We start from the raw sequence: 20,077 nt of genomic DNA on the forward strand, positions 1-20,077 counted from the left end.
CCATGACGACGTCCAAGGAAAGCCGCATCGACGCGCTGCCCGCCCACCTGCGGGAGCGCCTGCGCAACCGACTGGCCGGGAAGTCCGCGCCGGCCGCGACCATCCCGACCGCCCCGCGCACCGGTCCGCTGCCGCTGTCGCCCGGCCAGCAGCGGCTGTGGTTCCTCGACCAGTTCCAGCCCGGTGACACCGAGTACAACAGCGCGTTGGCCCTGCGGCTGCGCGGCGACCTCGACGTGGCGCGGCTGACCGGTGTGCTGCGCGACCTCGTGCACCGGCACGAATCGCTGCGGACCACGTTCAGCCAGGTGGACGGGCAGCCCGTGCAGGTCGTGCACGAGGACCTGCACCTCGACGTGCCGCTGATCGACACGATCGACCTGGACGGGACGTTGCGGGCCGAGGTGGAGCGGCCGTTCGACCTCGAACACGGACCGCTGTTCCGCGCGCTGCTCGTGCGGGTCGCGTCCGACGACCACGTGCTGCTGCTGACGTCCCACCACATCGTGGTCGACGGCTGGTCGCTCGGTGTGCTGGTGGAAGAACTGGGTGCGCTGTACCAGGGGCAGACGCTGCCGCCGCCCGCGTTGCAGTACGCCGACTTCGCGGTGTGGCAGCGGGAACAGCCGGTGAAGGTCGACTACTGGCGGGACCGGCTGACCGGCGTCGAACCGCTGGAGCTGCCGACCGACCGGCCGCGGCCCGCCGAGCGGACGTCCACCGGCGCGACCCACGAGTTCACCGTGCCCGCCACTCTGTCCGCACGGCTCGCCGAGCTGGCCCGCACCCACGAGACCACGCTGTTCACCACGCTGCTGGCGGCCGGCCAGGTGCTGCTGGCCCGGTACACCGGTCAGGACGACATCGCGGTCGGCACCGTGACGAGCGGTCGTGGCCGCCCGGAGTTGCAGCGGCTGGTCGGGTTCTTCATCGGCACCGTGGTGATCCGGTCCACTGTGGACACCTCCTGCTCGTTCGAGGAGTTCCTGAACCAGACCAAGAACGTCACCCTGGACGCGTTCGCGCACGACGACGTGCCGTTCGACCGGGTGGTGGAGGCCGTCGGGGCGCATCGCGACCCGAGCCGCACGCCGCTGTTCGACGTGATGGTGTCGATGCAGAACGTCGGCCGCGCGCTGCCCGCCCTACCCGGCCTGGAGATCGCGGAGCACCCCCTCACCCGGCGCAAGGCGATCTTCGACCTCAGCATCGACTTCACCGAGACCGGCGACGGCATCCACGGGCTGGTCGAGTACAACACGGACCTCTTCGACCAGGCCACGGTCGAGCGGATGAGCCGCCACCTGCTCATCCTGCTGGCCCGGATCGTCGCGGAACCCCGCCGCCCGCTGGCCGCCGTGTCACTGCTGATCGGTGACGAGCCCGACGCGCACGGCGAGGTGCTGGACGTCCCGGACACCACGTTCCCGGAGCTGTTCGCGGCGCAGGCCGCCCTGACGCCCGATGCCGGCGCCGTGGTGTGCGACGACGAGCGGTTGACGTTCGCCGAACTGGAAGCCCGCTCGAACCGGCTGGCGCAGCGCCTCGTCGCGGACGGTGTCCAGCCCGAGCAGGTCGTCGCGCTGTCACTGCCCCGCAGCGTGGACGCGGTGGTGGCGATCCTCGGCGTGCTGAAGGCCGGCGCGGTGTACCTCCCGGTCGACCCGGCGCTGCCGGAACAGCGCCGCGCGCACCTCCTGGAGGATTCCGGTGCGGTGCGGGTGATCGACGGGCCGGTGGACACGGCCGGCATGCTCGACTCGCCGCCCGCGGTCAGGCTCAGATCCGACAACGCGGCCTACGTGATCTACACCTCCGGCTCGACCGGCAAGCCCAAGGGCGTCGTGGTCGAGCACCGTCACCTGGTGAACCTCCTGCACAACCACCGCGAGGAATTCGCCGCGCAGCGCCTGCGCGTCGCGCTGTCGGCGGTGTTCTCGTTCGACACGTCGTGGGAGGGCTTGGCGCTCATGGCGAACGGCCACGAGCTGCACGTGCTCACCGACGACGTCCGCCTCGAACCGGGTGCGCTGCTCCAGTACGTGCAAGACCACCGGATCGACATGCTCGACCTCACACCGTCCTACGTGCAGCAGCTCCTGCCCAACGGCCTGCTCGACGGCGATCACAAGCCGAAGTTCCTCCTGCTCGGCGGAGAAGCCCTCGGCGCGTCGTTGTGGCGTGAGCTGACCGAGGCCCCGATCCAGGCTTACAACTACTACGGCCCCACCGAGACCACGGTCGACGCCACCGCCACCCCGGTCGTCGGTGATCGGCCGGTCATCGGGCGTCCGCTGCGCAACGTGGCCGTCTACGTGCTGGACGCCAACCTCCAGCCCCAGCCCGTGGGTGTGCCCGGCGAGCTGTACATCGGCGGGGCGCAGGTCACCCGTGGCTACCTGAACCGGCCCGGCCTGACCGCCCAGCGGTTCCTGCCCGACCCGTTCGCCACACAGTCTTCGGCGGGCGCGCGGATGTACCGCACCGGCGACCGCGTCCGCTGGGTCGGCGAACAGCTGGAATACCTCGGCCGAGACGACGACCAGGTCAAGATCCGGGGATTCCGGGTCGAGCCGGGCGAGGTGGAAGCGGCGCTGTTGAGCCATCCGGACGTCACCGAGGCGGCCGTCGTCGCCCGGACCGACAACGGGCACACCCGGCTCGTCGGTTACACCGTGTCCGGTGGACCGGTCGACCTGCGCGACCACCTCAAGCGGCTGCTGCCGGACTACCAGATCCCGGCCGCGTTCGTGGAGCTGGACCACATCCCGCTGACCCCCAACGGGAAGCTGGACCGGGCGGCGCTGCCCGCCCCGCAGACCACGTCGCAGGACTTCGTCGCACCGGCCACCCCCGCCGAGGCGGAGCTGGCCCGGATCTGGGCCGAGGTGCTCGGCGCGGACCGGGTCGGGGCGCACGACAACTTCTTCACGCTGGGCGGCGACTCCATCCTGTCCATCCAGCTGGTGTCGCGGGCGCGGCAGGCCGGGTTCCAGCTCACCTCGCGGGACGTGTTCCGGCACCAGACCGTCGCCGAGCTCGCGCTGGTCGCGGCTGCGGTCGCGGAACCCCAGCCGGAGCGGCTGTTCACCGGTCCCGCGCCGCTCACGCCGATCCAGCGCTGGTTCTTCGCCGAGCACGGGCCGCTGGCGCACTTCACCATGACGCTGCTGGTGGAGCTGGAGGCGTCGGTGGACGAGGAGGCGTTGCGGACCGCCGTCCACACTGTGGTCGAGCACCACGACGCGCTGCGGCTGCGGTTCCGCCAAGAGGACGGGCGGTGGGTGCAGGAAGTCGCCGATGTGCATGAGGACGCGTTCCGCGTCGAGGCCGATGCGGCCGTGGAGGAGCATGCGCGCGCCGCGCAGCAGAGCCTCGACATCTCCGAAGGGCCGTTGCTGCGGACCGTGCTGTTCCGCGGCGCGCACCCGAAGCTGCTGCTGACCGTGCACCACCTCGCTGTCGACGGTGTGTCGTGGCGGATCTTGTTGGAAGACCTCGAAAAGGCCTATCGGGGTGTCACGCTGGAGCCGGTCGGCACGTCGTTCACGCAGTGGGCGCACCTGCTGGACGAGCACGTGCGGTCCGGTGCGTTGGACGACGCGCTGCACTACTGGCGGTCGCTGCCCGAGCCGGTGGCGCTGCCGGTGGACCGTGACGGCCCGAACACCGCGGATTCCGCGCGGGTCGTGTCCGTGCGGCTGGACCGCGAGACGACCGACGCCGTGCTGCACCACGTACCCCCGGTGTACCGGACGCAGGTCAACGACGTGCTGCTGAGCGCTCTGGGGCGCGTGCTGGCCGAGTGGACCGGGCGTGACTCGGTGAGCGTCGCGTTGGAGGGCCACGGCCGCGAGGAGCTGTTCGACGCCGACCTGTCCCGCACGGTCGGCTGGTTCACCACGCAGTTCCCGGTGGTGCTGGAGACTTCCGACGACTGGGGCCGCACGCTCAAGACCGTCAAGGAAGCCCTGCGCGCCGTGCCGCACCGGGGTTTGAGCTTCGAGGCGCTGGGCGTCGGCACTCCGCTGCCCGCGATCGCGTTCAACTACCACGGCCGGTTCGAGGTGGCCGACGGCGGGTTCTACCGCGCTCGTCGGGATTCCGTCGGTGACGACCTCGCGCCCGACCAGACCCGCACCCAGCTGCTCGAAGTGACCGGCCTGGTCGAGCACGGCGAGTTGGAGCTGAGCTGGCAGTACTCCGAGAACGTCCACGACGGCGCGACCGTGCGGCGGTTGGCCGAACGGATGCTCGACGCGTTGCGGGAGATCGTGGCGCACTGCGCGTCCCCGGACGCCGGCGGGCACACCCCGTCGGACTTCCCACTGGCGCGGCTCACCCAGGAGCAAGTCGACCGGATCGCCGGTCCCGACGTGGAGGACATCTACCGGCTGACGCCGTTGCAGGCCGGCATGGTGTTCCACAGCCTGGTGGAACCCGGTGCGTACGTGGACCGGATGCGGCTGGTGCTGGACGGCGTCACCGATCCCGCCGCGTTGGCCGAGGCGTGGCAACGGGTGGTGGACCGCACCCCGGTGCTGCGCAGCAGCGTGGTGTGGGACGGGGTGGCCGAGCCGGTGCAGGTCGTGCACCGCAACGTCACGCTGCCGTCCGACGGCGAGATCGACCTCGGGGTGGCGCCGCTGCTCCGCGTCCGCGTCACGCCGCTGTCGGCGGAGCGGGTGGAACTGGTCTGGTCGTCGCACCACGTGATCCTGGACGGCTGGAGCACCGGCCAGGTGTTCGGCGAAGTCCTGGAGCACTACCGCGCCATCACCACCGGGCAACCCGCGCGGCTGCCCGCCCGTCGACCCTTCCGCGACTACCTGCGCTGGCTGGCCGACCAGGACGACACCGAGGCCTACTGGCGCGCGACGCTGTCCGATGTGGACGGACCGACGCCGCTGCCGTACGACCGGTCGCCGGCCGAGGCGCACCGGGCCGAGGCGACGGAGTCGGTGCGGATCAGCGCCGACCTCGGCGACGCCCCGCAGCGTGCGGGGCTGACCGTCAACACGGTGGTGCAAGGCGCCTGGGCGCTGTTGCTCTCCAGGGTTTCCGGCGAGCGCGACGTGGTGTTCGGCAGCACGGTGTCCGGACGCCCGGCCGAGCTGCCCGGTGTCGAGTCGATGGTCGGCATGCTGATCAACACGGTGCCGACCAGGGTGACCGTGGACACCGCGGCCCAGGTCGGTGCATGGCTGCGTGCGCTGCAAGCCGCGCAGGGTGAAGCACGCCGGTACGACCACACTTCGCTGGCCGACATCCAGTCGTGGTCGGGCACCCGGCTGTTCGACAGCGTGGTCGTGTTCGAGAACTACCCGTTCGAGCGGACCGGCGACGGACCGCAGGTGGTCGAGATCGACGCGGTGGACAACACCACCCTGCCGCTCGCGCTGACCGCGTCCGTCACCGACCGGCTGAACCTGGACCTCGCCTACGACCCGGACCTCTTCGACACCGCCACCGCCGAGCGCCTCGCCGGCTGGCTGGGCGACCTGGTGACCGCGCTCGTGCGGGACACCGACGCCCGGATCGCCGACCTGCCCTGGCTCTCGCCGGAGGACGAGCGGCGCGTGCTGGTCGAGTGGAACCGGACCGCGCTCGACACACCGCGCACGCCGTACCCCGAGGTGTTCGCCGAGCAGGCTCGCAAGTCGCCCGACGCCACCGCGCTGGTGTTCCACGACAGGAGGCTCACGTTCGCCGAACTCGACGTCCGGGCGAACCGCCTCGCGCACCACCTGATCGAGAGAGGGGCCGGCCCGGAGCGGACGGTCGCGGTGCGGATGCCGCGTTCGGGCGACCTGGTGGTGGCCGTGCTGGCGGTGCTCAAGGCCGGCGCGGTGTACCTCCCCGTCGACCCCGAACTGCCGGCCGACCGCATCGACTTCCTGCTCGACGACGCGAACCCGGCCCTCGTGCTGGACCGGCTGCCCGACACGTCCGGCCTGCCCGACACCGCTCCCCCGGTGACGCTGCGCCCGGACCAGGCTGCCTACGTGATCTACACGTCCGGCTCGACCGGCAGGCCGAAGGGTGTCGTGGTCGAGCACGGCCAGCTCGCGAACCTGTTCTACGCCAACCGGCACGACCTGATGGCAACCCCCACCAAGTTCGCCGTCACGGCCACGTTCTCGTTCGACACGTCGTGGGAAGGCCTGCTGTTCCTGGCCGCGGGCAACGAACTGCACGTCATCGACGACGAACTGCGCCTCGACCCGGCCGCGCTGGTGGAGTACGTGCGAACGCACGGCATCGGCACGCTCGACCTCACGCCGTCCTACGCCCACCGGCTGATCGCCGCCGGTCTGCTGGAGTCCGGTCTCCGCCGGCTGCTGCTGGGCGGCGAGGCGGTGGACGCCGCGCTGTGGCAGCAGGTCGCGAATTCGCCCGTCACCGGGTTCAACTACTACGGCCCCACCGAGACCGCGGTCGACGCCGTGGCCACCGAGGTCACCGGCGACCGGCCGATGATCGGGCGCCCGCTGCACAACGTCGTCGCCTACGTGCTGGACGGCGACCTGCGGCCGGTGCCGCCGGGTGTGGTGGGTGAGCTGTTCGTGGGCGGCGTGCAGGTCGCTCGCGGCTACCTGGGGCGTCCCGGCCTGACCGCGCAGCGGTTCCTGCCCGACCCGTTCCGCGCGGCGTCCGGTTCCACGGCCGGCGCACGGATGTACCGGACCGGTGACCGCGTGCGGTGGCTGGACGGGAGGCTGGAGTACCTGGGCCGGGCCGACGACCAGGTTAAGATCCGCGGCTTCCGGATCGAGCCGGGCGAGGTGGAGGCCGCACTGCGGTCCGTGCCCGGTGTGCGGGACGCGGTCGTGATCGTCCGGAACGGCCGTCTCGTCGGCTACGTCACCGGCACGCCCGAGGACGACGCCCGTGCCGTGCTGGGTTCGACCCTGCCGGACTACCTCGTGCCGTCCGCCGTGGTGGAGCTGGCCGCCTTCCCGTTGTCCCCCAGCGGCAAGGTCGACCGGCGGGCCCTTCCCGAGCCCGAGTTCACCGGCGAGTACACCGAGCCGCGCACCGAGGCCGAGCGGACCGTCGCCGCGATCTGGGCCGACGTGCTCGGGCTGCCGCGGGTCGGTGCGGACGACAACTTCTTCGCGCTCGGTGGCGACTCCATCCTCAGCATCAACGTCACGTCACGGCTTCGAGCGGCCTTCGGGGCGCAGCTGTCGCCCCGTGCCGTGTTCCAGAACCCCACGGTGTCCGGACTCGCGACCGCGATCTCCGGCGTGTCAGTGGTGGACGCCATCCCGGTGATCCCGCGCGGTGGCGTCCACCCCCAGTCCCCGGCGCAACGGCGACTGTGGTTCCTCGACCAGTTCGAGCCCGGCGGCACCGAGTACGTCACGCCGACCGCGCTGCGGCTGCGTGGACCGCTCGACCTCGACGCGTTGCGGCGTGCGGTGAACGGACTGGTCGTCCGGCACGAGTCGTTGCGCACCACCTTCGGCGACGACGTCCAGATCATCGGTGAGCCGTTCGAGGTGCCGCTTCCGGTCGAGGAGGGCTCCTGGGAGGCGGTGTTGCGGCAGGAAGCCGAGACACCGTTCGACCTGCGGCAAGGCCCGTTGGTGCGGGCGCGGTTGGTACGGGTGGCCGATGACGACCACGTGTTCGTGCTGACGCTGCACCACATCATTACCGACGGCTGGTCGACCGGCGTGCTGGCGCGTGACCTCGGCGCGTTGTACTCGGGCGAAAACCTGCCGCCGCTGGCCGTCCAGTACGTCGATTTCACCGCGTGGCAGCAAGAACCACCGATCGACTACTGGGCAGAGAAGCTGGCCGATGTGCCGCCGCTGGAGTTGCCGACCGACCGGCCACGTCCGGCGGTGCGCAGCGGAGCGGGTGCGATGCACTCGTTCACCGTGCCGGCGGAGGTCGCCTCCGCGCTGAAGGACTTGGCGCAACGGCGCGGGGACACCCTGTTCACGGCGCTGGTCGCGGCGTGCCAGGCGCTGCTGGCCCGGTACACCGGCCAGGACGACATCGCGGTCGGCACGGCGGTGTCCGGACGTGGTCGCGCCGAGCTGGACGACGTGGTCGGGTTGTTCGTCAACACGATCGTGCTGCGATCCACCGTGGACACCGCTCGCGGTTTCGACGAGTTCCTGACCGACGTGCGGACCACCGTGCTGGACGGGTTCGCGAACCAGGACGTGCCGTTCGAGCGGGTCGTGGAGGCCGTGCGCCCGGACCGCGACCCGAGCCGCAACGCCCTGTTCGACGTGATGGTGCTGCTGCAGAACACCGCGTCCGAAGTACCGCCCCTGCCGGGTCTGCGGGTGGAGGAGCTGCCGCTGCCGCTGTCCACGGCGACCTGCGACGTGACGTTCGAGTTCGGCGAGTCGGACGGCGAGCTGCTGGGCGCGGTCGAGTACAGCACCGACCTGTTCGACGCCGCCACGATCGACCGGATGACCCGGCACCTGATCGCGTTGCTGGCCGGCATCACGACATCGCCCGACCGGCCGCTCGCCGAGATCCCGCTGCTGCTGGGCGACGAGCCCGACGCGCGCGGCAGGGCTCTGGACGTCCCGGTCACGACGTTCCCGGCCCTGTTCGAGGCCCAGGCCGCGCGGACGCCCGACACGACCGCGCTGGTGTGCGGCGACACGCGCCTGACGTTCGCAGAGGTGGACGCGCGAGCGAATCGGTTGGCCCACCACCTGATCGCACAGGGCGCGTCGCCGGAGCGGACGGTCGCGGTGATGTTGCCGCGTTCCGCCGACGTCGTCGTGGCGATCCTCGCCGTGCACAAGGCGGGCGCGGTGTACCTGCCGATCGACCGGGACCTGCCGCGCGAGCGGATCGACTTCCTGCTGCGGGACGCCGATCCGGCGCTGGTCCTGGACGTCTGGCCGGACCTCACCGCCTGCCCGCCGTCGAAGCGCGACGTGTCGGTGCGCCCCGATCACGGGGCGTACGTGATCTACACGTCCGGCTCCACCGGTACGCCCAAGGGTGTCGTGGTCGAGCACCGCCAGCTGGTGAACCTCCTGCACAACCACCGCAACGACTTCGCGTCCGAGCCGCTGCGGGTCGCGCTGTCGGCCGTGTTCTCGTTCGACACGTCATGGGAAGGCCCGATGCTCATGGCCGACGGCCACGAGCTGCACGTGCTGACCGACGACGTCCGGTTGGAACCCGCGGCACTGGTGGACTACGTCCGCGAACACCGGATCGACTTCCTCGACCTCACCCCGTCCTACGTGCAGCAGCTGCTGCCCGCCGGACTGCTCGACGGCGACCACAAGCCGAAGGTCCTGATGCTCGGCGGCGAGGCGCTGCCGGAGTCGCTGTGGCGCCGACTGGCCCACGGGCCGACGCGCGTGTACAACTTCTACGGCCCCACCGAGACCACGGTCGACGCCGTCTCCACGCTGGTGACGGGCGACCGGCCGCTCATCGGGCGTCCGCTGCACAACCTGGTCGCGTACGTGCTGGACGAGAACCTCCAGCCGGTGCCGACGGGTGTGCCCGGCGAGCTGTTCATCGCCGGCGCGCAGGTCGCGCGCGGCTACCTGAACCGGCCCGGCCTGACCGCCCAGCGGTTCCTGCCCGACCCGTTCGCCACACAGTCCTCAGCGGGCGCCCGGATGTACCGCACCGGCGACCGCGTCCGCTGGGTCGGCGACCAACTGGAATACCTCGGCCGAGACGACGACCAGGTCAAGATCCGCGGTTTCCGGATCGAGTTGGGTGAGGTGGAAGCGGCACTCCTGCACCACCCTGACGTGACGCAGGCCGTTGTGGTGGCGCGGGAGCACAACGGGCACCAGCGGCTCGTCGCCTACACCGTGGGCACGGCGACGGACCTGGCCGGGTGGCTGAAAGACCGGCTGCCCGACTACCTGGTGCCGTCGGCGTTCGTGCCGCTGGACGGCATCCCGATGACCCCGAGCGGCAAGGTGGACCGCCGGGCACTGCCCGCGCCGACGTTCACCGACGCCGGGTACGTGCCGCCCGCACCGGGCATCGCCACCGACCTGGCCGCGATCTGGGCCGACGTGCTGGGTGTCGAGCGGGTCGGCGCGAAGGACAACTTCTTCGCCCTCGGCGGCGACTCGATCCTGAGCATGCAGGTCGTGTCGCGGGCCCGCCAGGCCGGGATGCGGTTGACGTCCAAGGACATCTTCCTGCGGCAGACCGTCGCCGACCTCGCCCTCGCGGTCACCGCCGACACCGGGACCACGCACCGGGTGGTGACCGGTCCGGCTCCGCTCACCCCGATCCAGCGCTGGTTCTTCACCGAGCACGGTCCGTTGGCGCACTTCACCATGTCGGTCTTCACCGACTTCGAGGACGTGGACGTGCCCGCGTTGCGCGAGGCGCTCCGTAAGGTCGTCGAGCACCACGACGCCCTGCGGACCCGGTTCACCCAGGTGGACGGCCAGTGGCGGCAGGAGGTGGCGGACAGCGAGGTCGACGTGCTGCGCCTGGCCGCCACACTGGACTACGCCGCTGAGGCGGACCTGGCCCGGACGAGCCTGGACCTGCGGCACGGACCGCTGCTCCAGGCCGTGCTGTTCCCCGACGGCAAGCTGTTCCTCACCGCCCACCACCTCGTGGTGGACGCGGTGTCGTGGCGGATCGTCCTGGCCGACCTCCAGACCGCCTACGAGGGCCGCGACCTGGAACCCAAGAGCACCGGGTTCACCGACTGGGCGCACCGGCTGGACGCGCACGTCCGGTCCGGCGCGTTCGACGACGCCCTGCCGCACTGGGCCGGGATGCCGGTGGACGAGCCGGTTCCCACCACGGCGGGCAGCGCGCGGAGCGTGTCGGTGACGCTGGACCGGGCCGACACGGACGCCCTGCTGCACAAGGTGCCCGAGGCGTACCGGACGCAGGTCAACGACGTGCTGCTGACCGCGTTGACGGCGGCGTTCGCGGGCCGTGCCCTGGTGACGCTCGAAGGCCACGGCCGTGAGGAGCTGTTCGACGTCGACCTGTCCCGCACGGTCGGCTGGTTCACCGCGCAGTTCCCGGTGGAGCTGGAGATCCCGTCCGACGACTGGGGTGCCGCGCTCAAGGCGGTGAAGGAGCAGCTGCGGTCGGTGCCGGACAAGGGCCTGAGCTACGAGGCCCTGCGGTACGCCGATCGCGGGTTGACCGGCGCGCTGCCCCGCGTGTGCTTCAACTACCTGGGGCAGTTCGAGTCCGGCACGTTCGGCGAGGGCGAGCACGGGCGCGAGGTGCCCGACGACCTGAACCGGCCGCACCTGCTGGACATCACCGCCGCCGTGGCCGACGGTGAGCTGACGCTGGACTGGGAGTACTCGACGCAGGCGCACGACGAGGCGGCCGTGCGGGCGTTGGCGGACCGGATGGTGGACGCGCTCCGCGAGATCGTGGCGCACTGCGCGTCCCCGGAGTCCTGGGGGCGGACGCCGTCCGACTTCCCGTTGGCGCGCCTCACCCAAGCGCAGGTCGATCTCGTCGTGGGCCGCGACGTGGAGGACATCTACCCGCTCACGCCCTTGCAGACCGGCATGTTGTTCCACAGCCTGGTGGACGACAGCACGGCCTACTTCAACCAGCTCCGTGTCCGGCTGTCCAATGTGGACGACCCGGAACGCCTGGCAAAGGCCTGGCAACGGGTGGTCGACCGGACTCCGATCCTGCGCACGAGTGTCGTGTGGGAAGGCGTGGACGAGCCGTTGCAGGTGGTGCACCGCGATGTCGTCGTGCCGGTCGAGTACGCGCCAGTGACCGACGAGCTGGTCGAACGGGACGCCCGGGCGGGCTTGGACCTCACGCGGGCGCCGTTGATGCGGCTGGTGATCGGGAAGGTGTCCGAGCGCGAGGTCGACCTGCTGTGGACCTCGCACCACCTGCTGCTGGACGGCTGGAGCACCGCCCAGGTGTTCGGCGAGGTGCTGGCCGAGTACGCGGGCGTCGACCCGGTGGCCCGGCGGCCCTTCCGCGACTACCTGGAGTGGCTGGCCGCGCAGGACCCGGCGGTGGCCGAGGAGCACTGGCGCGGCGTGCTCGCCGGGTTCACCACGCCCACTCCCCTGCCGTACGACCGGCCGCCGACCGACGCGCACCGCGCCGAGTCGTCCGCGCAGGTGGTGCTGGAGCTGCCGGCGGCGCGGCTGGACGAGGTGGCACGGGCGAACGGGCTGACCGTCAACACGCTGGTGCAGGGCGCTTGGGCGCTGCTGCTGGCCCGGGTCTCGGGTGAGCGGGAGGTCGTGTTCGGCACCACCGTGTCCGGGCGCCCGGCCGAGCTGCCCGGCGTCGAGGACATGGTCGGCATGTTCATCAATACCGTGCCGACCAGGGTGGCCGTCGACTCGCAGGACGAGGTCGTGCCGTGGCTGCGGCGGTTGCAGGAGGCCCAGACCGAGTCGCGGCGGTTCGACTTCGTGTCGTTGGCCCAGGTCCAGTCGTGGGCCGGCGGACGGCTGTTCGACAGCCTGCTGGCGTTCGAGAACTACCCGGTCGAAGCCACCTCCGACGACGCACCGCAGGTCGGTGAGGTCGACGGCCTGGACACGACCACGTTCCCGCTGACCGTGCGGGCGCACGTGGACGAGGCGCTGCACGTCGAGCTGACCTACGACCCCCGCTTGTTCGACGCGGCCACCATCGGGCGGCTCGGCGAGTGGTTGACCCGGCTGCTCACCGCAGTGGGCGAGAACCCGCAGCGGTCCGTCGGCGAACTGCCGTGGCTGTCCGAGGACGAGCTCGGCCAGGTGCTGGTCGAGTGGAACGGCACCGCCGCCGACCTGCCCACCGGCACCATCCCGCACCTGTTCGCCGAGCAGGTGACGCGGACGCCCGACGCCGTCGCGGTCACGTTCCAAGGCGTCGGTATGACCTACCGCCGGCTGGACGAGCAGGCGAACCGGTTGGCGCACCACCTGATCGCCGCCGGGGCCGGACCGGAACGGTTCGTGGGCCTGGTGCTGCCGCGATCGCTGGATCTGGTCGTCGCGGTGCTGGGCGTGCTGAAGGCCGGTGCGGCCTACGTGCCGATCGACCCGGCGTACCCGGCCGACCGGATCGCGGGCATGATCGTCGACGCCGAGCCGGTGGTGGTGCTGGACGGGCTGCCTGAACTCGACGGCTATCCCGCGGTCGCCCCGGAAGTGGCATTGCGGCCGGAGCACCCGGCCTACGTGATCTACACGTCCGGTTCGACGGGTAAGCCCAAGGGCGTGGTGATCCCGCACGGCAACGTGGTGCGCCTGTTCTCGGCCACCGACCACTGGTTCGACTTCGGACCCGACGACGTCTGGACGCTGTTCCACAGCTACGCCTTCGACTTCTCCGTCTGGGAACTGTGGGGACCGCTACTGCACGGCGGACGGCTTGTCGTAGTGCCGTATGACATCTCCCGTTCACCGCGCGACTTCGCCCGGCTGCTGCGGGACGAAGGTGTCACCGTGCTCAACCAGACGCCGTCGGCGTTCTACCAGTTGCTGCCCGAACAGCCCGACCCGCGCTACGTCATCTTCGGCGGCGAAGCCCTGGACATGCACAAAGTCCAGAACTGGCACGGCACCGGACAACTCATCAACATGTACGGCATCACCGAAACCACCGTCCACGTCACCTACACACCAGCCGACGGCACCATCGGACAACCCATCCCCGACCTCCGGGTCTACGTGCTCGACGACGACCTCCGGCCGGTGCCACCCGGCGTCACCGGGGAGATGTACGTGGCCGGGCCAGGCCTGGCACGCGGCTACCTGAACCGACCGGGACTCACCGCGTCGCGGTTCGTGGCGAACCCGTTCGGTGCGGCCGGTTCCCGGATGTACCGGACGGGCGACCTGGCCCGCTGGGTCGACGGGAAGCTGGAGTACTTCGGCCGGGCGGACCACCAGGTGAAGATCCGGGGGTTCCGGATCGAACTCGGTGAGATCGAGGCGGTGCTGGCGTCGTACCCGTCGGTGCGGCAGGTCGCCGTGGTGGTGCGGGACGAACGGCTGGTCGCGTACGTGGTGGCCGCCGACGACGTGGCGGTGTCGGCGTTGCGTGACCACGCGGCGCTGGAGCTGCCCGATTACATGGTGCCGACCGCCTACGTGACGCTGGACCGCCTGCCGCTCAACGCGAACGGCAAGTTGGACCGGGCCGCGCTGCCCGCGCCGGAGCGGGACGCGTCGGTGGGTGACGGGTTCGTCGCCCCCCGCACGGAGGCCGAGCGGTTGGTGGCCGGCGTCTGGGAGGACGTGCTGGGTCTGCCGCGCGTCGGCGCGGAGGACAACTTCTTCGCGCTGGGCGGCGACTCCATCCTGAGCATCCGGGTGGCGTCCCGGTTGCGGGAGACGTTCGACCTGTCGCCTCGCGCGTTGTTCGACCACCCCACGGTGGCCGGCCTCGCAGCGGCGTTGACCGGCGGCACGCCGGCACCGATCCCGCGCGTGGCAGGCGACTTCGCGTTGTCGTTCGCGCAGCAACGGCTGTGGTTCCTCGACCAGTTCTCCCCCGGTGGCACGGAGTACGTGACGCCGTTCGCCGTGCGGTTGCGCGGTGACCTGGACGTGGAGCGGTTGCGGCAGGCGCTGTCGGCGCTGGTTGCACGGCACGAGTCGTTGCGCACCACGTTCCCGGCCGTGGACGGGCTGCCGGTGCAGGTCGTCCACCCGCCCTACGAGGTGTCGCTGCCGGTGGTGGACGAGATGCCCGCCATCGAGCCGTTCGACCTCGGTGCCGGGCCGTTGTTCCGGCCCGCCCTGGTGCGGACCGGACCCGACGAGCACGTGCTGGCGCTGACGATGCACCACATCATCACCGACGGCTGGTCCGGTGGCGTGCTGGTGGCGGACCTGGCCGAGCTGTACGCCGGTGGCGAGCTGCCCGAGCTGCCCGTCCGGTACGTGGACTTCGCGGCGTGGCAGCGGGAGCAGCCGCTGGACGTCCAGCTCGACTACTGGCGCACGCAGCTCTCCGGTGTGCCCGCGCTGGAACTGCCCACCGACCGGCCCCGTCCGCCGGTGCACACGACTCCGGGCGCGCAGTTCGAGTTCTCGGTGCCCGCCCACGTCACGGAGGCCTTGCGCGGCATCGCGCGGCGCAACGACGGCACCCTGTTCATGGCGTTGGTCGCGGCGTGCCAGGTGCTGTTCCACCGCTGGTCCGGGCAGGAGGACTTCGCCATCGGCACGGTCGCGTCCGGTCGGGAGCGGCCCGAGTTCGAGCGGATGGTCGGGTTCTTCGTCAACACCCTGACCCTGCGGGCCCGGATCGACCCGCTGCTGTCGTTCCCCGAGTTCCTCAAGCAGGTGCAGGGCACCGTGCTGGACGCGTTCGCGCACCAGGACGTGCCGTTCGAGCGGGTGGTCGACGCCGTGCAGCCGGATCGGGACACCAGCCGCACGCCGCTGTTCCAGGCCGTCGTGGCGTTGCAGAACGCGCCGCAGGCGTCCGGGTTCGCCGGGCTGGAGGCGTCGGACGTGGCGCAGCCCGTCACGTCCACCGGGTTCGACGTGACGGTGGAGTTCACCGAGGAGGGCGACGGCGGGCTGGCCGGGTCGATCGAGTACAACACCGACCTGTTCGACGCGGAGACCGTGGAACGGCTGGCCGCGCACCTGACCGTTCTGCTGAGCGGCATCGTGGCCGAGCCGGAAGGTCCTCTGTGGACTCTTCCGGTGCTGCCGTCCGGCGAGCGGGAGACGGTGGAGCAGTTCGGCCGTGGGCCTGCCGAGGCGTCGTTCACCTCGTTCGCCCGGCTGTTCGAAGCGCAGGTCGGACGCACTCCCGACGCGCCGGCGCTGGTCGGCGAGGCGGACCTGACCTACGCGCAGCTGAACGCGGCCGCGAACCGGTTGGCGCACCACCTGATCGCGCAGGGGGCCGGGCCGGAGAAGATCGTGGCGGTGCGGCTGCCGCGGTCGGCCGAGCTGGTGACCGCCGAGCTGGCGGTGCTGAAGGCCGGTGCCGCGTTCCTCCCGGTCGACCCGGCCTACCCGGCGGAGCGGATCGAGCTCATGCTCGCCGACGCGAAGCCGTTGCTGGTGCTGGACGGCGCGGTGGACGTGACCGGACGGCCCGACACCGACCCCGACGTGGCGGTCCGGCCGGAGCACCCGGCCTACGTGATCTACACGTCCGGTTCGACCGGGCGTCCCAAGGGCGTCGTGGTGTCCCACGCGGGCATCTCGACGTTCTCCGCGGCGGAGGTCGCGCACTTGGACGTGCGGCCCGGCGACCGGGTGCTGGAGTTCTCCTCCCCCAGCTTCGACGCCTCCGTGCTGGAGCTGTGCATGGCGCTGCCGGCCGGAGCCGCGCTGGTCGTGCCGCCGGAGGGCCCGCTGCTCGGCGACCAGCTCGCGGAGGTGTTGGCCGGTCGGCACGTCACGCACGCGCTGATCCCGCCGGTCGCGCTGGCGACGCTGCCGGACGTGGCGCTGCCGGAGTTCCGGACGCTGGTGGTCGGCGGCGACGCCTGCTCGGCCGACCTGGTGGCCCGCTGGGCGCCCGGCCGCCGGATGATCAACGCCTACGGCCCGACCGAGTCGACCGTGGTGTCCACCTGGAGTTCGCCGCTGGAACCCGGCGGCACACCGCCGATCGGGCGGCCGATTCCGGGTACGCACGCCTACGTGCTGGACGCGGCGTTGCAGCCGGTGCCGATCGGCGTTCCCGGCGAGCTGTACGTGTCGGGCGTCGGGCTGGCCCGCGGCTACCTGGACCGGCCCGGGTTGACGGCGTCCCGGTTCGTGGCGAACCCGTTCGGCGACAGGGGTTCGCGGATGTACCGCACGGGCGACGTGGTGCGGTGGCGGCGTTCCGGTGAGCTGGAGTTCGTCGGCCGGGCCGACGAGCAGGTGAAGATCCGCGGCTTCCGGATCGAGCTGGGCGAGGTGGAGGCCGCGCTGCTGCGGCACGCGGACGTGCGTGAGGCCGTGGTGGTCGCGCGGACCGACGGGGCCGGGCACAAGCGCCTGGTCGCCTACGTCGTCGGTGCGGTGGACAAGCTGCGGGAGTTCCTCGGCGAGTCGTTGCCCGACTACCTGGTGCCGTCGGTGTTCGTTCCGGTGGACGCCATGCCGGTGAGCCCCAACGGGAAGGTCGACCGGGCGCGGTTGCCGGAGCCGGACTTCTCGGCGCTGTCGGCGGTCGAGCACGTGCCGCCGTCCGGGCCGGTGGAGGAGGCACTGGCCCGCGTGTGGGCGGACGTGCTGGGCGTGCCGCGGGTCGGCACGGCGGACAACTTCTTCAGCCTGGGCGGGGACTCCATCCTGAGCATGCAGGTGGTGGCACGGGCGCGGCAGGCCGGGCTCCGGTTCACCACCAAGGACCTGTTCCTGCACCAGACGATCGGGCTGCTCGCGCCCGTGGTGACGGTGGAGGACGTGGCGGGCGAGCAGGCCGCCGTGGTCGGCGACGTGCCGTTGACGCCGATCCAGCACTGGTTCCTGCACTCCGGACGGCGGAACCCGCACCACTTCAACCAGTCGCACCTGGTCGAGCTGGACCCGGCGGTGGACGTGACGGCGCTGCGGCGTGCGTTGCGGGCGCTGCTGGAGCAGCACGACGCGCTGCGGATGCGGTTCAGCCGTGTCGACGGGGTGTGGCGGCAGGAGAACGCCGCGGTGTCGGACGTCGACGTGCTCACCGAGGTGTCCGATGTGGACGACATGGAGTCGTTCGCGGACGAGGTGCACGCGAGCTTCGACCTGGGCACGGGACCGCTGCTGCGGGCGGTGTTGTTCCGCGAAGGGGACCGATCGCTGCTGCTGCTGGTGGCGCACCACCTGGTCGTGGACGGGGTGTCGTGGCGGATCCTGCTGGACGACCTGGAGACCGCGTACGGCGGCGGGGACCTGGGTGCCAAGACGACGTCGTTCCAGGAGTGGGCACGGCGGTTGGAGGCCCACGTCGCCGAAGGCGGGTTCGACGACGAGGTGGAGTACTGGAGCGCTCCGTTGCCGGTGCAGGAGAAGGCCGCCACGCCCAGCGAGGTGGTGACGTTCGAACTGTCGGAGGACGACACCGAGGCGTTGCTGCGCGGTGCGCCGGTCGCCTACCGGACCCGGATCAACGACGCGCTGCTCGCGGCGCTGGCGTGGTCGCTGTCCCGGTGGACCGGGTCGACGACGGTCGCCGTCGACCTGGAAGGGCACGGCCGCGAGGACCTGTTCGACGGGGTCGACCTGTCCCGGACCGTCGGGTGGTTCACCACGGTGTACCCGGTGCGGCTGGAAGTGCCGGAGGGCGACTGGCGATCGCGGGTCAAGGCCGTGCGGCGGCAGTTGCGGGCCGTGCCGGGCAACGGCATCGGGTACGGGGCGCTGCGGCAGCACGGCCGGGTGCCGGCCGACGGCGTGCCGGTGGTGGCGTTCAACTACCTGGGCCAGTTCGATTCGGGATCGGCGGAGTCGGAAGGGCTGTACCGGGCCGTGCTGCCGTCCGTCGGGCAGGAGCACGACCCCGCCGACCACGGCGAGCACCTGATCGACGTCGTCGGCGAGGCCGGCGGCGGGCGCCTCGGGTTCTCCTGGTACTACCACCCCGACGTGCACTCCGAGGACGCGGTCCGGCAGGTGGTCGCGGACTTCGCGCTCGCGCTGCGGGCCATCGCCGAGGACTGCCGGGGGGCGTTGTGACCGTCCCGTTGACGCGCAACCGGAACTACACGCTGCTGTGGGGCGGGCAGGCGGTCGCCGAGGTGGGCTTCGCCGCCTCGCTGATCGCGCTGCCGCTGCTGGTGCTGGCGATGACCGGGTCGCCGGCGGCGGCCGGCCTGGTGCTCTCGGTGGACGCCACCGCGCAGTTCCTGGCCGGGCTGCCGGCCGGGGCGCTGGTGGACCGGTGGGACCGCCGGAAGATCATGCTGGCGTGCGAGGCGGCGCAGGCCCTCGCGTTGGGGTCGCTGGTGCTCGCCCTGATCAGCGACACCGCGACGCTGGCGCACATCGTCGTCGTGGCGGCGGTGCTGGGCGTCTGCCGGGCGCTGTTCGAACCGGCCGAGGACGCCAGCCTGCCCCGGCTGGTGCCGGACTCCCAGCTGGCCACGGCGATCGCGATGAACTCGGCGCGTTCCTCGCTGGGCCAGATGGCGGGCACCGCGCTCGGCGGTGTGCTGTTCGCGGTGGGCCGGTTCGTGCCGTTCCTGCTCGACCTGGTGACGCACTGCCTGGCGTTCGTGGCCCTGCTGTTTGTGCGGATGCCACCCAGGGAACCCGTGGCCGTCTCGGAACGGCACTTCCTGCGGGAGATCGGCGACGGGCTGCGGTGGGTGTGGCAGAGGAAGGAGATCAGGGTCACGGCGCTGTGCGCGGTGGTGCTGAACCTGTTCTTCGCCGCGTTCTACATGGTGGTCCTGGTGCTGGCGGACGCACGCGGGGTGTCGTCCGGCGCGATCGGCGTGATGGCCGCGATGCTCGGCGTGGGCGGTGTGGTGGGTGCGCTGATCGCCCCCTGGCTGCACCGCGTGCTCGGGCCGTACGTGTCGATCGCGTCGGTGTTCTGGGCGTTGACGGTGTTGACGCCCGTGGCTTACTTCGTGTCCGACGGATATGTGATGGGTGGGTTGTTCGCGCTCATGACGCTGCTGGCGCCCACCGCGAACACGACGATTGCCACTCACCAGATGCTGTTGACGCCCGACGCGATGCGCGGGCGGCTCAGCGGGGTGGTGTCGGTGGTGCTGGGGGTCGCGGGGGCCCTCGGGCCCGCGCTGGGCGGGTTGCTGACCCAGTTCCTGTCCGCCGACCGGGCCGTTCTGGTCTGCGCGGTCGGCATCGCTCTGGTAACCGCGTTCGTGACGGTCAGTCCGACGTTGCGGCGCTATTCGGCTGAACAGGAAGGTGTTCCGAATGAGGTCTGACATCGCCTACCAGGTGCTGGTCAACGACGAGGGCCAGTACTCGCTGTGGCCCGCGCACCAGGCCGTGCCGGCGGGTTGGGTGGCTGACGGGAAGACCGGGACCATGGACGAGTGCTCGGCTTACGTGGACTCGGTGTGGACGGACATGCGGCCGAAGTCGCTGCGGGATGCCATGAGCGGCTGACCTCGGGTTCTGGGGTCCGGCGCTCGGGGCGCTCCGTTCAAGACTTCCTGAGGTGTGCCTGTCTGGCGAGGTCA

The 20,077-nt window shown here is 71.3% G+C and carries 3 protein-coding genes; all 3 read left to right on the forward strand.

Annotation, left to right across the window (positions count from 1 at the left end):
* Positions 1-2 precede the first annotated feature (2 nt).
* From FHS29_RS02960 to FHS29_RS02970, 3 genes are read left to right on the forward strand one after another with little or no spacing between them, the layout of a single operon-like run.
* On the forward strand, positions 3-18,596 hold the full coding sequence (locus FHS29_RS02960) for a non-ribosomal peptide synthase/polyketide synthase (protein ID WP_184687921.1): 18,594 nt from the start codon (positions 3-5) through the stop codon (positions 18,594-18,596).
* Complete coding sequence (locus tag FHS29_RS02965; RefSeq protein WP_184687923.1) at positions 18,593-19,819, forward strand: MFS transporter; 1,227 nt, start codon at positions 18,593-18,595, stop codon at positions 19,817-19,819. The genes FHS29_RS02960 and FHS29_RS02965 overlap by 4 nt, the downstream gene beginning before the upstream one ends.
* Positions 19,809-20,003 (forward strand): MbtH family protein, encoded by a 195-nt coding sequence (locus FHS29_RS02970; protein WP_184687924.1) that lies wholly within the window; start codon positions 19,809-19,811, stop codon positions 20,001-20,003. Before FHS29_RS02965 ends, FHS29_RS02970 begins: the two co-directional genes overlap by 11 nt.
* The last annotated feature ends 74 nt before the right edge of the window (positions 20,004-20,077 follow it).

Origin of the sequence: Saccharothrix tamanrassetensis (assembly GCF_014203665.1) — a bacterium.
Taxonomy (GTDB): domain Bacteria; phylum Actinomycetota; class Actinomycetes; order Mycobacteriales; family Pseudonocardiaceae; genus Actinosynnema; species Actinosynnema tamanrassetense.

Bases quoted from the DNA above. Each gene is read 5' to 3' on its own strand.
- FHS29_RS02960 (WP_184687921.1), top strand. From the start codon at position 3: ATGACGACGTCCAAGGAAAGCCGCATCGACGCGCTGCCCGCCCACCTG.
- FHS29_RS02970 (WP_184687924.1), top strand. From the start codon at position 19,809: ATGAGGTCTGACATCGCCTACCAGGTGCTGGTCAACGACGAGGGCCAG.